The organism is Enterobacter cloacae complex sp. R_G8, assembly GCF_024599795.1.
In the GTDB taxonomy this organism is placed as follows: domain Bacteria; phylum Pseudomonadota; class Gammaproteobacteria; order Enterobacterales; family Enterobacteriaceae; genus Enterobacter; species Enterobacter dissolvens.
On record NZ_CP102246.1, the window covers coordinates 1,920,442 to 1,940,626 of the forward strand.

17 protein-coding genes and 1 tRNA gene are annotated in these 20,185 nt (G+C 55.2%); 10 read left to right on the top strand and 8 right to left on the bottom strand.

From position 1 onward, the window contains the following. Positions 1–5: 5 nt before the first annotated feature. Together NQ842_RS09080 and shiA are read right to left on the bottom strand one after the other, a co-directional pair. Positions 6–1,460, bottom strand: a complete 1,455-nt coding sequence (locus tag NQ842_RS09080; protein WP_013097832.1) for an AMP nucleosidase — start codon at positions 1,458–1,460, stop codon at positions 6–8. 73 nt (positions 1,461–1,533) lie between these two features. Beyond that, complete coding sequence (gene shiA / locus NQ842_RS09085) at positions 1,534–2,847, bottom strand: shikimate transporter (protein ID WP_014832581.1); 1,314 nt, start codon at positions 2,845–2,847, stop codon at positions 1,534–1,536. A 256-nt stretch (positions 2,848–3,103) separates the two neighbouring features. On the opposite strand from shiA, the gene pagP reads away from it, so the two are divergent. Further along, positions 3,104–3,679, top strand: a complete 576-nt coding sequence (gene pagP / locus NQ842_RS09090; protein WP_014832580.1) for a lipid IV(A) palmitoyltransferase PagP — start codon at positions 3,104–3,106, stop codon at positions 3,677–3,679. Here pagP and NQ842_RS09095 read toward each other — a convergent pair. Genes NQ842_RS09095 through NQ842_RS09105 form a run of 3 tightly spaced genes read right to left on the bottom strand, consistent with a single transcriptional unit; the run spans position 3,676 to position 8,785 of the window. Continuing rightward, positions 3,676–4,641: an acyltransferase gene (locus NQ842_RS09095; protein ID WP_014832579.1), complete on the bottom strand. Its 966-nt coding sequence runs from the start codon at positions 4,639–4,641 to the stop codon at positions 3,676–3,678. The two genes, pagP and NQ842_RS09095, sit on opposite strands and share 4 nt — an antisense overlap. Then, entirely contained in the window at positions 4,638–7,700 is a 3,063-nt protein-coding gene (locus NQ842_RS09100; RefSeq protein WP_014832578.1) for an efflux RND transporter permease subunit, read from the bottom strand. Before NQ842_RS09100 ends, NQ842_RS09095 begins: the two co-directional genes overlap by 4 nt. Next, the gene (locus NQ842_RS09105) at positions 7,700–8,785 is read right to left on the bottom strand and encodes an efflux RND transporter periplasmic adaptor subunit (protein ID WP_014832577.1); all 1,086 of its coding nucleotides are present in this window, start codon (positions 8,783–8,785) and stop codon (positions 7,700–7,702) included. The genes NQ842_RS09100 and NQ842_RS09105 overlap by 1 nt, the downstream gene beginning before the upstream one ends. Positions 8,786–9,181: 396 nt before the next feature. On the opposite strand from NQ842_RS09105, the gene NQ842_RS09110 reads away from it, so the two are divergent. The 3 genes from NQ842_RS09110 to ldtA are packed head-to-tail and all read left to right on the top strand — an operon-like array spanning position 9,182 to position 13,302. Next, on the top strand, positions 9,182–9,613 hold the full coding sequence (locus NQ842_RS09110; RefSeq protein ID WP_046888382.1) for a universal stress protein: 432 nt from the start codon (positions 9,182–9,184) through the stop codon (positions 9,611–9,613). 47 nt (positions 9,614–9,660) lie between these two features. Further along, positions 9,661–12,354, top strand: a complete 2,694-nt coding sequence (locus NQ842_RS09115) for a cation-transporting P-type ATPase (protein WP_063412204.1) — start codon at positions 9,661–9,663, stop codon at positions 12,352–12,354. Positions 12,355–12,405: 51 nt separating this feature from the next. Next, entirely contained in the window at positions 12,406–13,302 is an 897-nt protein-coding gene (gene ldtA, locus NQ842_RS09120) for a L,D-transpeptidase (protein ID WP_063424884.1), read from the top strand. Positions 13,303–13,396: 94 nt separating this feature from the next. Here the strand turns inward: ldtA and NQ842_RS09125 are convergent. Further along, a tRNA-Asn gene (locus NQ842_RS09125) sits at positions 13,397–13,472 on the bottom strand. 320 nt (positions 13,473–13,792) lie between these two features. Here NQ842_RS09125 and nac point away from each other — a divergent pair. Both nac and cbl read left to right on the top strand, forming a co-directional pair. Then, a complete protein-coding gene (gene nac / locus NQ842_RS09130; protein ID WP_014832573.1) occupies positions 13,793–14,710 on the top strand; it encodes a nitrogen assimilation transcriptional regulator NAC in 918 nt (305 codons plus the stop codon). Positions 14,711–14,806: 96 nt separating this feature from the next. Next, positions 14,807–15,757: an HTH-type transcriptional regulator Cbl gene (gene cbl, locus NQ842_RS09135; protein ID WP_046888385.1), complete on the top strand. Its 951-nt coding sequence runs from the start codon at positions 14,807–14,809 to the stop codon at positions 15,755–15,757. Positions 15,758–15,799: 42 nt separating this feature from the next. On the opposite strand, the gene NQ842_RS09140 is transcribed toward cbl, so the two are convergent. Further along, positions 15,800–16,408, bottom strand: a complete 609-nt coding sequence (locus NQ842_RS09140) for a glutathione S-transferase family protein (RefSeq protein ID WP_257256759.1) — start codon at positions 16,406–16,408, stop codon at positions 15,800–15,802. Between the two features lie 170 nt (positions 16,409–16,578). On the opposite strand from NQ842_RS09140, the gene gcvA reads away from it, so the two are divergent. Continuing rightward, positions 16,579–17,472, top strand: a complete 894-nt coding sequence (gene gcvA / locus NQ842_RS09145) for a transcriptional regulator GcvA (protein ID WP_257256760.1) — start codon at positions 16,579–16,581, stop codon at positions 17,470–17,472. A gap of 126 nt (positions 17,473–17,598) precedes the next feature. Here the strand turns inward: gcvA and NQ842_RS09150 are convergent, their stop codons facing one another. Then, entirely contained in the window at positions 17,599–18,528 is a 930-nt protein-coding gene (locus NQ842_RS09150) for a LysR family transcriptional regulator (RefSeq protein ID WP_196372580.1), read from the bottom strand. A gap of 141 nt (positions 18,529–18,669) precedes the next feature. Here NQ842_RS09150 and NQ842_RS09155 point away from each other — a divergent pair, with 141 nt between their 5' ends. The 3 genes from NQ842_RS09155 to NQ842_RS09165 all read left to right on the top strand — a co-directional run bounded on the left by NQ842_RS09155 (position 18,670) and on the right by NQ842_RS09165 (position 20,063). Next, entirely contained in the window at positions 18,670–19,059 is a 390-nt protein-coding gene (locus NQ842_RS09155; RefSeq protein ID WP_257256761.1) for a RidA family protein, read from the top strand. 413 nt (positions 19,060–19,472) lie between these two features. After that, a complete protein-coding gene (locus tag NQ842_RS09160; protein WP_020687575.1) occupies positions 19,473–19,730 on the top strand; it encodes an AbrB/MazE/SpoVT family DNA-binding domain-containing protein in 258 nt (85 codons plus the stop codon). Continuing rightward, positions 19,731–20,063: a type II toxin-antitoxin system PemK/MazF family toxin gene (locus NQ842_RS09165; RefSeq protein ID WP_047360978.1), complete on the top strand. Its 333-nt coding sequence runs from the start codon at positions 19,731–19,733 to the stop codon at positions 20,061–20,063. Positions 20,064–20,185: the final 122 nt, after the last annotated feature.

Genomic DNA, 20,185 nt, shown 5'->3' on the forward strand with positions numbered 1-20,185 from the left:
TGTTATCAGCGGAATGGCGGTTCGTTAAAGGTACGCAGCTTGCGCGAGTGCAGCCGGTCACCTTCCGCCCGCAGTAAATCAATGGCACGAATGCCGATTTGCAGGTGTTCGGATATCGCCCCTTCGTAGAACCGGTTTGCCTGTCCCGGAAGCTTGATTTCACCGTGCAGCGGTTTATCGGAAACGCACAGCAGCGTGCCGTAAGGCACACGGAAGCGATAACCTTGTGCGGCAATGGTGGCACTTTCCATATCAATCGCCACCGCGCGGCTCAGGTTAAAGCGCAGGGCAGAGGCGGAGTAACGCAGCTCCCAGTTACGGTCATCTGTCGTGACGACCGTGCCGGTACGCAGACGCTGTTTGACCTCTTCACCCGGCATGCCGCTCACCTCTTTGGTGGCGTCGTACAGCGCGCGCTGCACTTCGGCGATGCTCGGGATCGGGATGTCCGGCGGGAGCACGGCGTCAAGCACGTGGTCATCACGCAGGTAGGCGTGGGCCAGCACGTAGTCGCCAATCAGCTGGCTTTCACGCAGCCCGCCGCAATGACCAATCATCAGCCAGACGTCCGGGCGCAGCACCGCCAGATGGTCGCAGATGGTTTTGGCGTTTGACGGACCCACACCGATGTTGATAAGCGTGATGCCCTGGCCGTCGGCGGTGATCAGGTGCCAGGCTGGCATCTGGTGCTTCTTCCACGCCAGATCGGAGATAGCCTGCTCAGGCGCTTCGGTTTCCGCGGTGATCCAGATCCCGCCCGCGCAGGAGAGGGCGATATAAGGGCTCTCCGGATCCAGGATCTGGCTACAGCCCCAGCGGACAAACTCGTCGACATAGCGGGTGTAGTTGGTAAACAGCACAAACGGCTGGAAATGTTCGGCTGGCGTCCCGGTGTAGTGGCGCAGGCGCGCCAGGGAGAAATCCACCCGGCGGGCGTCGAAATGCGACAAGGGAGAAAATTCCGCCGGATGATAAATGCCGTCGGCGGTCTCATCGCCAATCTGCGACAGCTCGGTTGTTGGGAAATGGCGCGTCAGCCCTGCGCTCATGGAGCGATCGAGCGTTAACGCCGAACCGTCAATCACGTACGGATACGGGATTTCATGCTGTGATGGCTCAACGGCAATGTGTGCGCCGTAGTCCTGATAGAGCAGAGTGAGTTGTTCCTCAAGGTAAGGACGGAACAACGCAGGGCGGGTCACGGTGGTGCTGTAGCAGCCGGAGTGGGTAAAACGCGCGTAGGCACGGGTCTTTGGCGTGGTGCTGGCGCTGCCGTCCCAGGTGACAGAGAGCGATGGATAAACAAAAAGGCCCTGGGTTCTGGCCTTTTCATCGGGAAGTTTCCCTGTTTCGATGTACTCACTGATGGCGCTGCGCAGCGCATTGACGGACTGTTCGTACAGCGCGTCGAGTTTTTCCAGTGCCTGAGCCGGGGTCAGGCTGGAGCCCTTATTATTCATGTCTGTCTCCTTGTTCCACAGGTGTGCTGCTATACCCGATAGTATGTCACACGCCTGTGAAACAAAAGGGAGATCAGGGATGGTGTGTCTCTTTCATCACCAGCGCTGTGGCGGCCGACAGCAGGCAGCCTGCCAGCAGGTAGATCGCCACGCTGTGCCAGTTTCCGCCGGAGAACGTTACCAGTGCGGCGGCAATAAACGGCGTAAATCCGCCGCCCACGACGCTCGCCACCTGGTATCCCACACCCGCCCCACTGTAGCGGTAGCTGGCGCCGAACAGTTCGGTAAACATCGGTTGCTGCACGCAGACCACCATGTCGTGGGCAATGTTGGCGAGCATAATGGCAAAGAAGACTATCCAGAAGACCGACTGCGCCTCCAGTGCCATAAAGAACGGCCAGGCGCTGAGGGATCCAATCAGCGCACCGGTAATATAGACGCGGCGACGGCCAAACCGGTCCGCGAGCCAGGCGAAGCAGGGGATTGTCAGACAGCTGATCCCGCCCACCAGCAGACCGATATTCAGGAACAGCTCACGGGGAAGGCCAAGGTTCTGCGTGGAATAGTTGAGGGCAAATGCGGTAACGATATACATCGTCAGCAGTTCACACAGGCGCAGGGCGATAATTTTCAGAAAAGCGCCAGGATGGCGGATGAGCGCCTCCATCACCGGCAGCCGTTTTCTGGCAACGGGGTTTTCCCGCTGCTGTTCAAACTCGGCGGACTCTTCCATTCCGTTACGGATCCACAGCGCGGCGATAACCAGCACGATGCTGAAGATGAACGGAATGCGCCAGCCCCAGCTCAGAAACTGCGCATCGGTAGTGAAGTGACTGATAAGCGACACCAGCCCGGTGGAGAGCAACAGACCCACGCCGTAGCCGACCTGCACGCCGCTGCTGTAGAACGCTTTCTTGTTTTTCGGTGCACTTTCGACCGATAACAGCGCCGCGCCGCCCCATTCGCCGCCCACGGCAAAGCCCTGAATGGCGCGCAGGGTGACCAGCAGTACCGGAGCCCACCAGCCAATCGTGGCAAACGACGGCAAAATACCGATCAGCGCAGTGGCGATCCCCATCATCCAGACGGTGAGCATCAGCATACGTTTGCGGCCAAGGCGGTCGCCGAAGTGGCCGAAGATCACCCCGCCCAGCGGGCGGAACAGAAACCCGACGCCAAAGGTGGCAAACGCGGCGAGCGTGCCCATAGCCGGGCTAATTTGCGGAAAGAATTCGCGGTTAAACACCAGAGCGGCGGTGATGCCGTAGAGCAAAAAATCATACCAGTCCACGACGGCCCCGGCGAAGCTGCCAAAGGCAGCGCGGCGGGCACGGTTAAGGCAAGGTGTCCCCTCGCCGGGACGTGTGGAGATGAGGGTGGAGTCCATAGTTGTCCTGTCTGCACTGATTTTTTATTTATTGGTATAAGAAAAGGTTACTCACATAGCCGCCGCGTTATTGGCGGAAGATATGAGACTACCGCGACAGGGGACATGAGAAAACGTTTTTATCCTTCCTGAGGGTGCTGAATAAAAAAATTTCATCTGCACGGGCCGCAATATAAATCGGTCTGTTTGGCACCGGTTCGTGCTGAATGGTTTAAAGTATTAGAGATACTGTGTGACTTAAGCTGAGGAAATATCTATGCAACGCCTCTTTCCAGCACTTTGGATGGCACTGTTTGTATTTATTTTCCCGCTTCATGCGGAACCCGGCGTTTATGGTGAGCAGCGTATCAGCCGCTGGTGGAATGCGCTGACGGAGGATATTTCCCAGACCTGGCATCAACCAGAGCGATACGATCTTTACCTTCCGTTTCTGAGCTGGCACGCCCGTTTTATGTACGACAAAGAAAAAACCGACAATTATAACGAAATGCCGTGGGGCGGGGGACTGGGCGTGTCCCGCTATAACGAAGAGGGCAACTGGAGCGCGCTCTTCGCCATGATGTTCAAAGATTCGCACAATGAATGGCAACCCGCGATGGGCTACGGCTGGGAGAAGGGCTGGTACCTGGATAATGCCCAGGACTTCCGGCTTGGGCTCGGTGCCGCAGCGGGCATCACGGCGCGCGATGATTTTGCTAACTATGTGCCCCTGCCGTTTATCTTCCCGCTGTTCTCTGCCGGGTATAAGCGCGTTACCGTCCAGTTCACTTATATTCCTGGAACCTATAACAACGGTAACGTGCTCTTTGCCTGGCTGCGTCTCGGCTTTTAAAGGGTGATCACCTTTTTTGCCACCGCGTTAGACAGTATCAGCATGGAAAACAGAACTGAGGTGATGAAGGTGAGGACGATTAGCGTCAGCTTCATGCCGAGAGACGTCACCGGTATCAGCGCTGTCAGCAGGTGAAACACCGAGTAGTGGACAATGTACACGCCGGTCATCGTTTTGCTGATGGCGGCCAGGACCGACTCTTTAAACTCAGCATTGCGGCGAAAGCGCACACCATTCGCCGCAATCACCAGCGCAATAATCAGAATGTAGATTTGCGAACCTGTAAGAATAAAGGCGTTTCTGTCGGCCTTGAACAGGGCAAAAAAGAAGTGGCGCTCGTAAAACCAGGTGAAGAGATAAATAAACGGGATGGCGATTACCGCCGTCCTGACCACATTCTTGCGGCTAATCCACCCGGAGATGTTGGGATCGCAGAAAAGCTGCCCCGTCAGGTAAAACAGTAACCACGTCCACAGGCGGTACTGTGGCGAAAGGGAAAGGAGGTGGACGTCGGGATAGAGCGCTGAAAGTAAATCATACCCGTAGGAGAAGAGCAGCAGACAGGCAATTACGCCGCAGAACAACGCGCGCCGCTGGCTAAGCCACTCCACCACCGGGTGGAAGCTGTAAATAACCACAAACGCAAACACGAACCACGGCTGAATTAAATACCCGCGTTGATACGGCTCCCACAGGTAATAGATCGTTATCCAGAACAGAAAGACAATCACCAGGCTTTTAATTTTGCCCAGTTGCCAGCGGGTGCCGTGCCGGGACTGGCCGTCGAGGTAGCCCGCGACCACAAAAAACAGCGGCGTGGCGATGGTCGAGATAAAGGTTAAAAACCCCAGGATCCAGTGATAGTCATAATCATAATGATCCCACGTATTGTAGATGGTGAAAAAGGTTACCGCCGTCATACAGCCCAGCGTCTTGATAATGTTCAGGCCTGTCGCATTCATTGTTGTTCCGCTTTGTCCTTACGATGGAAGCACGCGTAAATTACGGGAAGTACCAGCAGCGTCAGGATTGTAGCAAACCCCAGTCCAAACATAATCACAACGGCCATGCTCTGGAAGAAAACGTCCAGCAGCAGCGGAGCCAGGCCCAGTACGGTGGTAAATGCGGTGAGCAGAATGGGGCGCAGGCGCGAGGTGGCAGCATAAACAATCGCCTCGTGCTGACCTTTATGCGCTTTCTGCTGCTCGATCTCTTCCACCAGCACAATGCCGTTGCGGATCAGCATCCCGCTCAGGCTCAGCAGGCCAATCAGCGCCATAAAGCCGAACGGAATACCAGTGATTAAGAATCCCGGCGTGACGCCAATCAGCGCCAGCGGCACGGTCAGCCAGATGGCAACGGCGTTTTTCACCGAGCTGAACATCAAAACGGTGATGACAAACATCACCAGGAACCCGATCGGCAGCGTGGTAAAGATCCCCTGTTGTGCTTCGCTGGAGTTTTCCGCATCGCCTCCCCACTCAATGCTGTAGCCGTGGGGCAGGGCGAGGGCGTCAATGCGCGGCTTCACCCGGGCGAGAATATCGCCTGACGTTTGCTGGCTAAGCGGATCGGGGTCGGTCTGAACGGTCAGCACCCGCGAGCGGTCGCGTCGCAAAATAAGCGGATCTTCCCATTCCAGCGAGAAGCGGCTGACGACATTACTCAGCGGGATATACTGCTGCCGGGTCTGACTCCATACCAGCACGTTGTTCAGGTGATTCGCGTCCAGCCGTTCGCGTTCCGGCGGGCGTACCACGACCGGAAGCAGGTCACTGCCTTCCCGATATAATCCCGCCCGGCTGCCGGAGAAATTCATCTCCAGCGCGTTGTCGACGTCCTGCTTATCCACGCCAAGCTCGCGTCCCAGTGCGGCGACGTACTGCGGACGGAGCACCTTGCTGCGGTTTTGCCAGTCGTTTCTCACGCTTGCCGTGGCCGGGTCGCGCGCCAGGATCTCGTCCACCTGGCTGGCAATCAGACGCAACCTGTCAGGATCGGGGCCCTTGATGCGCACCTCAATGGCGCTGTCGCCAGAGGGACCAAACATCACGCGTTTGGTGCTGGCGTTTACCTGCGGATAGTTTCGCGCAATGTACTCATCGACGTGGCGCGTCAATGCGGAGATGTTGCGCTGGTCATCCATTCTTACCATGATTTGGGCATAGTTGCTGTACTGCCGCTGTCCGCTGTAGGTCAGAATAAACCGCATGCTGCCCTGACCGATGGTTGAGACGGTGGTTTCCACGCCGGGCTGGCCGTTGATGGTTTTCTCGATATCGCCGGTCATCTTCTCGGTCCATTTAATATCGGTGCCGTAGGGTAGCCAGAGGTCGACAAAGAAAATGGGCGTATTTGACGACGGGAAGAAGTTTTGCCGCACGGCACCAAAACCCCAGACTGACGCTGCCAGCAGCGCAGCCATCACGATGAGCGTCGGCGCTTTCCGGTGCAGCAGCGCGTTAAGCAGGCGCCGGTAAAGTCGATAGAGGCGTTTGTCGTAAGGGTCTGCCTCGTCACTTTTTTCCGGCGCGCTGTCGTTTTTAAACAACCACCATGTGATCAGCACCGGCGTGATGGTGAGCGCCGAGAACCAGCTCAGCATCAGGGAAATCAGCAGTACCTGGAACAGGGATTTACAGTATTCCCCGGTAGAGTCCTGGGACAGCCCGATAGGCGCAAACGCGAGGATGGCGATCACCGTCGCCCCCAGCAGCGGCAGGGCGGAACGACGGATGATGTAGTTAATGGCGGTTAACAGCGGGGAACCTTGCTGACGCGCAATCAGCACCCCTTCAACGATCACGATGGCATTATCCACCAGCATACTGAGGGCGATAATCAGCGCGCCGAGCGAGATGCGCTGCAGCTCAATACCCCACAGATACATGATGAGCAGCGTGCCCAGCACGTTAAGTGCGAGGGAAAACGCGATGATGATCCCGCTGCGGACACCCATAAAGATCAGCAGCACGCCGATAACAATCGCCAGCGCCATCAGGAAGTTAATGATAAAACCATTTACAGAGTGCCCCACTTCGGCGGCCTGATCGTAGAACAGGTCGATGTGTATCCCTGCCGGTTTTTCCGCTGACATCTGGTTGAGCTTTGCCTCCAGCGCGTGTCCCACGTCGATCACGTTCACGCCGGGAATAAACGAGACGCCCATGGTAACGGCTTTCCTGCCGTTGGCATGATAGATACTGGCGGGCGATTCGTTCAGCCCGCGCGACAGCGTGGCGATATCCCGCAGACGCGTCGCCGCCCCGGTGCCGGAAGGGGTAATGATGAGATCCGCCAGTTCATCAAGATTTTCGAACTCACCGGTTGGATGCAGACGAATGGATTCCGTTCCCGAGGTGATTTCTCCGGCGCTGGAAACGACGTTAAGCCTGCTGAGCAGGGCGGAAAGCTGGTTCAGCGTGATGCCGCGGGCCGCCATTTTGGTCAGGGATATATCGATATTGACCTGCTGGCTGATGGCCCCGCCGATGGCAACCTTACCGACGCCGGGGACCAGAATCAGTTCGCGCCGCAGCTGCTCGGCATATCTCACCAGTTCAGGATTGCTGAATTCATCCCCGGAAATCGCGAAGAAAAAGCCGAACACATCGCCAAAATCATCATTCACGAAGGGCGTCACGACGCCGGGCGGGAACTGGCGCGAAGCATCGCCCACGCGACGGCGCAGTTCGTCCCAGATCTGCGGCAGTTCGTTCGAATGATAACGTGAGGCGATGTTCACGGTGATTTGCGACAGGCCGTTGGAAGAGATGGAGCTCACGTTGTCCAGATAGGGCAGCTGCTGAAGGGCATTCTCTAGCGGTAGCGTGACCTCCTCTTCAACCTGCTGAGCGGAGGCGCCGGGATAGTGGGTGATCACCACCGCGGTTTTTATGGTAAAGGCGGGATCTTCCAGCCTGCCAATGTTCAGCAGGGCGAAAATGCCGCCCACGCCCAGCAGCAGGATCGTCAGCCAGACGCGAATGGGGTTATTGATAAACTGGCGAGAGATATCCATTACAGTCCCCGTTCACGCGTCCAGATACGTACCGGCTGATTAGCATGAAGTTCACCCACGCCAGCTGCCACGACACGCTCGCCTGCTTTAAGCCCTCGGGTGATTATCACGCCCTCAGTGGTTACTTGCCCCACGCTGACCTTGCGGTCTTCAAGATGGAGCGCATCGCCTTCTCCCGCCACGACCCAGACGTGCGGCTCATTGCGCGGGCTGTTATTCGGGTTAAAGACCGCCTCAACCGGTACAACCAGCGCCTGAGGGCCCGCACCGGCCGGGAGGTTGGTTAAATTGATGGTAACCGTACCGCTTACGCCTCCCACCACGGGAAAATCATCCGGGCGCGGCATGGTGAGTATCACCTGCCAGGTCAGGGTGTTACTGTCGCTACTGCCTGAGTGCTCTTTGTAGACAGCGGTAAACTCCCGATCCGGGAAGGCGTTAATTCTTACCACGGGACGATATTGCGCGTTACGGATATCAAAGGTCTTAAACAGGTTCTCAGGAAGACTAAACACCACGTCCAGCAGGTCGGTGCGGGTCAGGGTCGCAATGGGCTGACCGGCCGATACCACCTGATGCTTTCGCACATGCACGCTGGCCACTGTTCCACTAAAGGGGGCGACGAGCGTCATCTGATTCAGCTCTTCACGGGCAATCTGCAGCGCCGCATTCGCCGAATCGCGGTTCGCGCGCTGTATGTCCATTTCTGCTTTAGAGATAGCCTGGCGGCCCGCCAGCGTCTGGAAGCGATCGAACTGCCGCTGGGCCAGCGTCGCCGCCGTTTGTCTGTCGTTAACCCGCTGCTGCGCTTCACGGGCGTTTAATCTGGCTAGCTGTTGCCCCTGCTTGATGGTTGCGCCCTGACGTATATCCAGTGCTTCGATTTGACCCGCGCGCTTGAAGGAGAGGTCGGTCGCATCACCTGATTCAATACGGGCGGGAAAGACGCGCTGCCGGGCATGACCGGGAACAGCCACCTCCGCCACTTTTACCATGCGCGGCAGGGGAGCATCTTGCCTGGGTTTCGGGTCGCACGCCGTGAGCGTTAACATAACGAACGGTAAAAGAGAGAGGTAGCGGTTCACTGTATTCCCCTAATAAATAACTGTTTTATTTATTCCGTAAGAAGGGCAGGGGGTGACACTATTCTGCCAGAACAGTGACGACCATATAGGTAAATAGGCCAATTGCCGTGCTGGCAATAATGGCAAGCGCGATAAACAAACCTAGACGAAAAAGGCTTAAACCGTACATTCATTCCTCCATGAGCCGTAAGCAGCGTCTTTCAATGAGCATAGTTGGAGAAAAGATAAATGTTAAATAACCATTATCAGTGGGGGCACGTTAATCCTGATATTCCTGTGCTACGTTTAATATCATTCATCTCTTTTCCCTGTAACGGGCATTAAGAGCAAGTCCCTGCATTTAATGCTTTTTTTGCTCCAGCCACAATCATATTAGTTACAAAAAGGATGCACGATATGTATAAAAACATTCTGGTTCCGGTGGATGTCTACGAGACAAGTCTGGCAGACAAAGCGCTAGAGCACGCTCATTTTCTGGCGCAAAGCGCATCGGGTGACATTCATTTGCTGCACGTCATGCCCAAATTTTCAGCCGAACTGACGCGTGGTTTTATTTCAGATGCGCGCAAAATGGATGAATATATGATTAATAATTCGAAAGAAAAGCTGTCTGCCCTGGTCAAAAAACTGAATCTGCCTGAGGAACACGTTCATCTTCATGTTCGGAGTGGGAATGTACGTGATGAAGTTATTAAGCTGGCAGATGAACTTGCCGCTGGGGCAATTATTGTCGGCTCCCGCAACCCCAATATTCAAACCCATTTGTTAGGGTCAGAGGCGGCAAGTATTGTTCGTTATGCACATGTTCCTGTTTTCGTTATTCGTTAATAGCATGAAAGCAAGGTGATTTCTGAAAAGAACCTGAGGAAGGAACGATGAAAACAGGAAAATCTGATCGTCCGTATTATCAACAAACTGTTGACGACACCCTGGCTAATGTCGACTCCACTGCGGAGGGACTGAGCAGCACTGAGGCATCCGCCCGACTCCAGCAGTATGGTGAGAATGCGTTACCGCAGAAAAAGGGTAAGCCCGCGTGGCTGAATTTCCTGGCCCATTTTAACGATGTCCTGATTTACGTGCTGCTGGTAGCAGCGTTACTCAAGCTCATTATGGGGCATTGGGTCGATATGTTTGTGATCCTCGGCGTGGCTGTTATTAACGCGTTGATTGGCCATATTCAGGAGAGCAATGCTGAAAAATCGCTGCAAAGTATTCGCAATATGCTCTCCAGCGAAGCCGTGGTGGTGCGTCAGGGCAATCATGAAACGATCCCTACTACAGCGCTAGTGCCGGGCGACATTGTGGTGATCCGCGCCGGGGATCGTATCCCCGCGGATCTGCGCGTGATCGAAGCGCATAACCTTCGCGTGGAGGAGGCCATCCTGACCGGTGAATCCACCGTAGTTGAGAAAAACAGCGATGCGTTAACCGGAGAACTCCCTTTAGGTGACCGGTATAACCTGCTCTATTCAGGCACCACCGTCAGTTCCGGCGGTGGCAAAGGGGTAGTCGTGGCGACCGGTGGCGAGACAGAGCTTGGCCATATTAATCAGATGATGTCCGACATTGAAAAGCATCGTACGCCGCTGATGGTACAAATGGATAAGCTCGGAAAGACCATCTTCATCACCATCCTGGTGATGATGGTGGCGCTTTTTGTCTTTAGTTTGCTTTTCCGTGATATGGCGGTTTCCGAGTTGGTGCTGTCGCTTATCAGCCTTGCTGTTGCGGCGGTACCGGAAGGCCTGCCGGCCATCATTTCCATCATTCTCTCGCTTGGCGTACAGGCTATGGCGCGTCGCAAGGCCATTATTCGTAAGCTGCCGACGGTGGAAACGCTGGGCGCGATGACGGTTATCTGCTCGGATAAAACCGGTACCCTGACCATGAATGAAATGACGGTCAAAGCATTGATTACCGCTGACACCACCTATCGCGTGGAGGGGGACAGTTACGAGCCGGTGGGTAATATTCATCCCGTTGACGACCCAACACCCGTCAGCGTTACGCAGGGCTCCCTGCTGGAACGCTATCTGCGTACCATTGACCTCTGCAATGACAGTCAATTGATCAAAGACGAGCAGGGACTGTGGAAAATCACCGGTGGACCGACAGAGGGCGCGCTGAAGGTGCTGGCGGCGAAAATCCCGCTCCCGCCGCTTAACACCGAAATGCGCAGTAAAATCCCCTTTGATTCGCAATATAAATACATGTCTACACTCTATCGCCTGGGCGATGAGGAGGTGATCCTCATCACCGGTGCGCCGGACGTCCTTTTCCGCCTGTGCCAGTTCCAGCAGACCAACACCGGGTTGCAGCCTTTTGATCAGTCTTACTGGGAAGGCAAAATTGAAGAGTATGCCCGGGAGGGGTTGCGTATGGTGGCCGCTGCCTGGAAGCCTGCCGTCAGCGGGCAACGCGAACTGGATCACTCAGACTTGCAGGAGGGCGTCATTCTGCTCGGAATTGCCGGTATGATGGATCCACCGCGTCCCGAGGCGATAACCGCCATTGCCGACTGCCTGCAGGCCGGTATTCGCGTGAAGATGATCACCGGGGATCACCCGCAAACGGCGATGAGCATTGGCCAAATGCTGGGTATAGGTAATGCGGCAAGCGCCATTACGGGTCGTGAGCTTGAGGCTATGGATGACCGGCAGCTGAGCGAGGCGGCTCAACAATACGATATCTTTGCCCGAACCAGCCCGGAAGATAAATTCCGTCTGGTACAAGCCCTGCAAAGCAAGCAGGAGGTGGTGGGGATGACCGGAGACGGCGTGAACGATGCCCCTGCGCTCAAGCGCGCGGATGTGGGTATTGCGATGGGGATTAAGGGCACGGAAGTCACCAAGGAGGCCGCTGACATGGTGCTCACGGATGACAACTTTGCCACCATTGCCAGGGCCGTAAACGAAGGGCGTCGCGTTTATGATAATCTGAAAAAGACCATTCTGTTCATTATTCCCAGCAACATCGCCCAGGCATTGCTCATCATCATCGCTCTGTTGGCAGGGAATCTGATCCCATTAACGCCCGTGCTGATCCTGTGGATGAACATGGCGACATCGGCAACGCTCTCCTTTGGGCTGGCGTTTGAGGCAGGTGAAAAGGACATTATGAACCGTCCGCCGCGTAAACCAAATTTGCATGTGATGGACGGCTTTGCCATCTGGCGAGTGGTCTTCGTTGGCCTGATGATTGCCATCAGTGCCTTTGTGCTGGAAGCCTGGTTACAGCCGCGTGGTTATTCACCGGAGTTTATCCGTACAGTGTTGCTGCAAATGCTGGTGACGGCGCAGTGGTTCTATATGCTTAACTGCCGCGTGTCGGACGGTTTTTCCCTGAGCAAAGGCTTACTGGCAAATAAAGGTATTTGGGTGGTGAGCGGTGTATTACTGGTGCTACAGTTGCTTATTATCTACGCGCCTTTCATGCAGACGCTGTTCGGTACCGAAGCACTGCCGTTCCGCTACTGGGTCATCACGTTCCTGATTGGCTTTGCGATGTTCCTGATTGTCGAAGTGGAAAAACCGCTAACGCGCAGGTGGCGTAAAACGGTGGCGTAATCGCATTAACTCAAACAGCCTGCCTGACGGCAGGCTTGAACACAGGACATTATGATTCGATTCGCCTCGTTCGTTCTTACGCTTTGCGCCGTTGTTCCGGAGGCGTTTGCCGTAACCTATCCATTACCCTCTGATGGTGGCCGTCTGGTGGGGGAACCCATAACTGTTACCGTTCCACAGGGGAACACCTTGCCGCTCGAAGCGTTTGCCGCGCAGCACGGGCAGGGGCTGAGTAACATGCTGGAGGCGAACCCGGGTGTTGACCCGTTTTTACCGCAATCCGGGACCCGACTGGTGGTACCTCAGCAGCTCATTCTTCCCGATACGGTGCGCAAAGGCATCGTGGTAAACGTGGCGGAAATGCGCCTTTACTATTACCCGCCAGGCAGCAATACCGTTGAAGTGTTTCCCATCGGTATTGGCCAGGCCGGGCGCGAAACGCCACGCAACTGGGTGACAGCCGTCGAGCGCAAGCAGGAAGGGCCAACCTGGTCGCCCACGCCAAACACCCGGCGTGAATATGCGAAAGAGGGGAAAACGCTGCCCGCATTCGTACCCGCCGGGCCGGATAACCCGATGGGGTTGTACGCGATCTATATTGGCAGGCTTTATGCCATTCACGGTACCAACTCGAATTTCGGCATCGGTCTGCGCGTCAGTCAGGGCTGCATTCGCCTGCGTAATCACGATATCAAATACCTTTTCGACAATGTGCCGACAGGCACGCGCGTGCAGCTTATCGATCAGCCCGTAAAAGTGACAACGGAGCCGGACGGCAGCCGCTGGGTGGAAGTGCACGAGCCGCTCTCGCGTAACCGTGCCGAATTTGAATCAACCAATAAGGTGCCGCTGCCGATGACTCCCGCGTTGCGGGCGCAGCTAATCAATGAGGGGGCCGGAGCCGAACTGGAGCGGCGATCGGGGATGCCGGTTAAGCTTGGCATGTGACGCTACTTTTGCCGGGTAAGCGTAGCGCCACCGGGCAGTTTTTATCATCTGCACAAAAGCAAAAAGCCTGCTTTAAAAGCAGGCTTTTCAAATTTGGCTCCTCTGACTGGACTCGAACCAGTGACATACGGATTAACAGTCCGCCGTTCTACCGACTGAACTACAGAGGAATCGTGTGAACGGGGCGCATAGTAGCGACCTGCGTACGCCTTGTCAAAGGGTGAAACCACGCTTTGCATCTGTTTGCTGACAATTTCAGCAAAGTGGCGATTTTGCCAACGTAATGCACCGTTGTGGTGCGGATATACCTCTTATGGGGCAGATCATAAACCGCTGTTTCAGTAATAAAACCAGCGTCTATGATTAGGTTTCCTTATTTTCAGGCGCTTAGCGAACAAATCTGACCTGCTGGTAAAACTGGCATTCATATTGCAAAACCTGTTTAACAACAACAGCCAGTACCGGCACAGCATTTCGAACAGGGGGCAAAATGAACTTAAGACGACTGAAATACTTCGTAAAAATCGTCGATATCGGCAGCCTGACTCAAGCGGCGGAAGTGCTGCATATCGCGCAGCCTGCGCTGAGCCAGCAGGTGGCTACTCTGGAAGGCGAAATGGATCAGCAGCTGTTGATCCGTACCAAACGTGGCGTGACCCCAACGGAAGCAGGCAAGATCCTGTATACCCACGCGCGCACCATTCTTCGCCAGTGCGAACAGGCGCAGCTGGCGGTGCATAATGTTGGCCAGACGCTGAGCGGACACGTTTCCATCGGGCTGGCGCCGGGGACCGCAGCGTCCTCAATTACGATGCCACTGCTGCAGGCAGTACGCGCGGAACTGCCGGAAGTGCTGGTTTATCTGCACGAGAACAGCGGCTCTGTCCTGAATGACAAACTGCTCAATGGCCAGCTGGATATGGCGGTTCTTTACGATCGTTCTCCGGTTGCCGGGATCACCAGCCAGCCGCTGCTGAAAGAAGATCTGTATCTCGTGGGTACCCGCGACTGTCCGGGGCAGAGCGTTGATCTCACCGCCGTTGCCGAGATGAATCTTTTCCTGCCGCGTGATTACAGCGCCGTGCGCGTACGCGTGGACGAAGCGTTTTCCCTGCGCCGCCTGACGGCAAAAATCATCGGTGAAATTGACTCCATCTCCACGCTGACCGCGGCGATTGCCAGCGGGATGGGCGTCACGGTGCTGCCGGAATCCGCCGCGCGCTCGCTCTGCAGCGCCGCAAATGGCTGGATGGCACGCATCACCACGCCTTCGATGAGCCTGCCGCTGTCGCTGAACATGTCCGCCCGCGGCTCGCTGTCGCCACAGGCGCAGGCGGTGAAAGAAATTTTGATGTCGCTGGTCAGTAAGCCATCGCTGGAGAATCGTGAACTGCAGCTCGTGAGTTAATATTCCATAAAAGCATAAGATGCTGGTTTTTATTATTTGTTCTGCAGCTCAGCTGACTCTAACAATAGAGCTATGTCAGATGCGCCGGAGTGAATCGTGAATTTCCAGCAACTTAAAATTATCCGTGAGGCGGCCAGGCGGGACTACAACCTGACCGAAGTCGCCAATATGCTATATACCTCCCAGTCGGGCGTCAGCCGCCATATTCGCGAGCTGGAAGAGGAGCTTGGCATTGAGATTTTTATCCGTCGCGGCAAGCGTCTGCTTGGCATGACGGAGCCAGGTAAAGCATTGCTGACCATCGCTGAGCGGATCCTCAACGAGGCCAGCAATGTCCGCCGCCTGGCGGATCTCTTTACCAATGACGCCTCCGGCGTGCTCACCATCGCCACCACCCACACCCAGGCCCGCTACAGCCTGCCGCCAGTGATTAAAGCCTTCCGCGAACTCTTCCCTGAGGTGCGTCTGGAGCTTATTCAGGGCACGCCACAGGAAATTGAAGTTCTGCTGCAAAACGGTGGGGCAGATATCGGTATCGCCAGTGAGCGCCTGAGCAACGACCCGCTGCTGGTGGCTTTCCCCTGGTTCCGCTGGCACCACAGCTTACTCCTCCCTGTCGATCACCCCCTGAATCAGGCCTCTCCCCTGACGCTGGAAGAGATTGCAAAATGGCCGCTGATTACCTACCGCCAGGGCATTACCGGGCGATCGCGTATCGATGAGGCGTTCAACCGCAAAGGCTTAACGCCAGATGTGGTGCTCAGCGCGCAGGATTCCGATGTGATCAAAACCTACGTCGAGCTGGGGCTGGGAATTGGCCTGGTGGCGGAACAGTCCGGCGGCGAGCGCGAAGTCGGGAACCTGGTGCGCCTGGATACGCGTCATCTGTTTGATGCGAATACCGTATGGCTCGGCCTCAAGCGTGGACAGCTCCAGCGCAACTATGTGTGGCGCTTTATCGAACTCTGCAACGCCGGGCTGTCCGTTGACGAAATCAAACGCCAGGTGATGGAGCCAGAAGAAGTGGCGATTGATTATCAGATTTAGGTGCGATAAGGCCCGGTGATCTGTGCTTACCGGGCCTGCCAGTTAATTGAAAGGATATTTTTTAAAAGCCGCCTGCGTTTCGAATGTGTCGGCAATCGCCTGAATATTCCTGAAATCCGCTGCGTTGACAACGCGTGGGATCATCGACTGAATAAACGTCCAGACCACCGTACTGGTGACGGCAACCTGATCGGGAACCGCACTTATCGGTCGCGCCTCCAGCAGCGTATTCCATTCCCTGCAGGCTGCCAGCAACTGGATGGTAATGCGTTCAATCCATGAGCCGTGCTGCTTTTCCGCCGGGCGCTGATGGTATTCATACACATGTTGCACGGCTTTGTCTGAGGCGGAGAGGATGAAGCCCAGCGTCTGGAGAACGCTTGCCAGCGCGTCCGGCTTCACGGGCAGGAGTCTTCGCTCGGGGGAAGCCTGAGCCTCAAAATAATGGAGTATCAGCGACGAGTCCATCAGGCGAATTTCATTCTCCAGAATCAACGTTGGCGCTTTGACCACCGGGTTGATCCGGGAAAATGCCTCAAACGTGCTAAAGACTGACAGCGGCTGACTTTCAAACTCAACGCCATACAGTTCAAGGGAAATCGCCACGCGACGTACGTAAGGTGAATCCATCATGCCAATAAGCTTAATCATAATTCCCGTTTTCCTGTCTCTTTGAAATGACATGCTTTTGAAGCTTCTGAACAGACATTACGATACATTCGTCATGACGAATATCTTCAATATCTTACTGCCAGGGTTAGTATTACTGACATATCGCCAGGCCGCCGTTTTGAGATTGTGTTCGGTTCAGGGAGTTTTTCATGTCGGATTTTCCACCTATCGCCAGTCTGCGTAGTTTTGAAGCGGTGGCTCGCCTGGGTAGCGTAACGCTTGCGGCGAAAGAGCTACATGTGACCCATTCCGCCATCAGCCAGCAGATTAAAGTGCTGGAGGAAATGGTGGGTGTGAAGCTGTTTATCCGTCATGGCCGAGGGGTACAGATCAACGAAGAGGGGCGGCTTTACGCGTTACAGGTACGCGAGGCGCTGAACCATATCGCAGATGCTACCCGGCCCGTGCAGGTGAAGCCGAGAAAGCAGGAGCTGACGCTGGCGATGGTGCCCTCTTTTGGATGCCACTGGTTATTGCCGCGGCTGGAGCGTTTTCGGGCGAAATATCCTCTTATCACGCTGCGGATCCAGGCGAGCCTGAACATCACCAGTCTGCAGCAGGAAGGAATAGATATCGCGATACGGATGGGGAGGGGAAACTGGGAAGAGAGTAAAAGCCATTATCTTTTTTCCGATGAGCTGATCGTGGTGGCTGCCCCCTCCTATAACGGCGGTGAATTACCCGCCACCCCGGCCGAGATCGCGAAGAGTCATATTATTTTTTCGATGGAGTCGTGGAAAACGTGGTGTGTGAATGCAGGGCTTGAGAGAGAAATCGTCCCTGGCGGGTTATGTATTAACGACTCCAATATCATCCTTGAGGCGGTTCGGCTCGGGAAAGGTATCGCGCTGGAGCGTCGTTCTCTGGTTCAGGATGCCATCACCCGGGGCGAGTTGGTCCAGTTAACCTCCATCACCGCGCCATACCCCTGGCCTTACTGGCTGGTGACATCGCAATTAACGGAGACGAAACCGGAGGTGGCTCTCTTCGCCGAATGGCTCGATGAGGAAGTGGCGGCCTGGCGTCAGCTCACGGAGTCCTGAATTTTTTTCGATACTGCCCGCAATACGGTGAATGCCTGACGGGGGATTCACCGAAATATTCCTGCACGTCGTCAGCTTTCACATAACAACACATGGAACATACACGTTCTCTCAGGATAATCGCTGCTATAGCTTTACGGCTATGTTGACGTTGGGGACATGCTGCTGCATCAATTCAACGATCCAATCAATAAATACGCGCAGTCTGGCGTTGACATGGCGGTTCGGCGGAAATGCCAGGTACAGGGGCATTGGAGCAAGACGCCAGTGTTCAAATAGCGGAATCAAGGCACCACGAGCCTGATGCGCTGCCGCCATATAGACTGGCAGCGCAATCACGCCTAACCCGGCTAACCCGGCTTCGAGGTAAGCATTGCCATCATCCACGGCGAGTACATAGCTGCCCGTGATTTCAATACGTTCACTCTCACTGCGCAGTACCAGAGGATCAATCTTACCGGTGCGTGAGGACAAGAATCCCACGATGCGATGGTCGGTGTTTTCCAGCTCTCGCGGATGCGCAGGGGTACCAAGGCGTTCCACATAACCGGGGGCGGCGTAGACGCCGATTTGCAAATCACCGACATGGCGAGCAATCAGGGACTGGTCATGGATTGCACCGCCGCGCAGCACGCAATCCACGTTGTCGCCAATCAGGTCCACCACCCGGTCGCTCACTCCCATGTCGAACTGAATGTCAGGGTAGCGTGCGTGGAACGCCGGTAGCGCCGGCACCAGGATGAGGCGGGCCAGCGGACTGGGCACATCCACCCGTAGCCGTCCCCTGGGCGTAATTGCCGCACTGGACAGACTGTTTTCAGCATCTTCCATGTCCGCCAGCAGGCGGATGACGCGTTCGTAGTAGACCGCGCCATCGGGAGTGACGCTGAGCTTGCGGGTGGTGCGATGGAGCAATCTGACGCGCAGGCGCGCTTCCAGCTGCTGAATAAGCTGCGTCACCGTGGTTTTGCTCATATGAAGCGTTTGGGCAGCCTTTGTGAAGCTACCTGCCTCTACCACGCGAGCAAAGGCGCGCATCGCATCGAAACGATCCATTCCTTATCCTCTCTTTTCACCGATTGTTTGGATATTACAAACAATGATGGACAAAGTCGCTTGTTTATCCGCCCGATCCTGCACCTGTAAAGTGTCTTTAAGTTCATTGGGCAGATTTCGCCCCATTGCAAAGGTGTAAATATGACAGCACGCGAAGCCGTTTTTCCCTCAGGACGCCAGGCGCTCTATGAGCGCAATCGCTATTCACCGGCCATCAAATCTAACGGTTCCTTGTTTGTCTCGGGGCAGGTTGGTAGCCGTGAGGATGGTTCGCCTGAGCCCGATCTAAAAGCGCAGGTCAGGCTGGCATTCAATAATCTTAATGCTGTCCTCGCCGCTGCGGGCTGCACGTTCGATGACGTGGTTGACGTTACCCTTTTTGTCGTCGATCCCGAGTCAAACCTCGACGCTATCTGGAGTATCCTGCCAGAATATTGGGGGGAAGCGCCTTACCCAACGTTGACCGGGATCGGCGTAACGTGGCTGTACGGATTCCAGTTCGAGATTAAGGTGGTTGCCAGGCTGCCGTGAGCGTCAGGGGTCTTTGCGCCAGTCGAAAGATAAGACAGCGCTTACCGGGCCTACAGTCCCGTAGGACGGGTAAGGCGAAGCCGCCACCCGGCAGTTTTTCCGAACGCACAAAAGCAAAAAGCCTGCTTTAAAAGCAGGCTTTTCAACTTTGGCTCTCTTCATTCGCTCGATCGCTGTCACTTCGCCGACACGGCTTCAATTCTGAAACCGCCTCGCATTTCGTTTAACCGATCCGCCATATTCCTTTGAAGCACATAAACAATTTTCTATCATCGGCCTTCCTGCCACGAGCTACGTTCCCGCCCGCTTTCTCCACATTTAATTACGCAAAGGAAATCACCATGAATTTGATGAATAATTGTGCACATTCTGCCGTGGATGTTATATTAAAATATAATATCCGGAGGTGCTCTATGTATACAACTCGCCTGAAAAAGGTTGGCGGTTCCATCATGCTGGCGGTTCCTCCCGCCGTGCTGAAAACGCTGGAGCTGTCGATAGACAGCGAAGTGGGAATGACGATTGATAATGGCTGCCTGATAATTGAACCCCAGAAACGGCCACATTATTCGCTGGAGGAACTGCTGGCGCAGTGCGATCCCCATGCTGAAATGAGCGAAGAGGATCGGGAATGGATTGATGCGCCTGCAACAGGAAAGGAGATCCTGTAAATGGACCGAGGGGAAATCTGGCTTGTTTCACTGGATCCGATTGCTGGCCACGAGCAAAGTGGAAAACGTCCGGTACTCATCGTATCGAAGGCATCGTTTAACAAGGTGACCCGGCTACCGGTAGTGGTGCCCGTCACCAGCGGCGGTAACTTTGCTCGTACAGCAGGTTTCACCGTTTCACTGGATGGGGCAGGGACAAAAACAATGGGCATTATTCGCTGCGACCAGCCCAGAACCATCGATATGGCGGCCCGGAACGGCAAAAGGCTGGAACGCGTGCCCGACGCCGTCGTAAATGAGGTGCTTGCCAGACTGGATGCGATTTTGAGTTAATCGCCAGAGACGCACAAAAGCAAAAAGCCTGCTTTAAAAGCAGGCTTTTCAAATTTGGCTCCCTGGACTGGGATCGCCTTTGTCAGTAACTGGCTAATAAATGAGCTAAACCTTAATCAGCT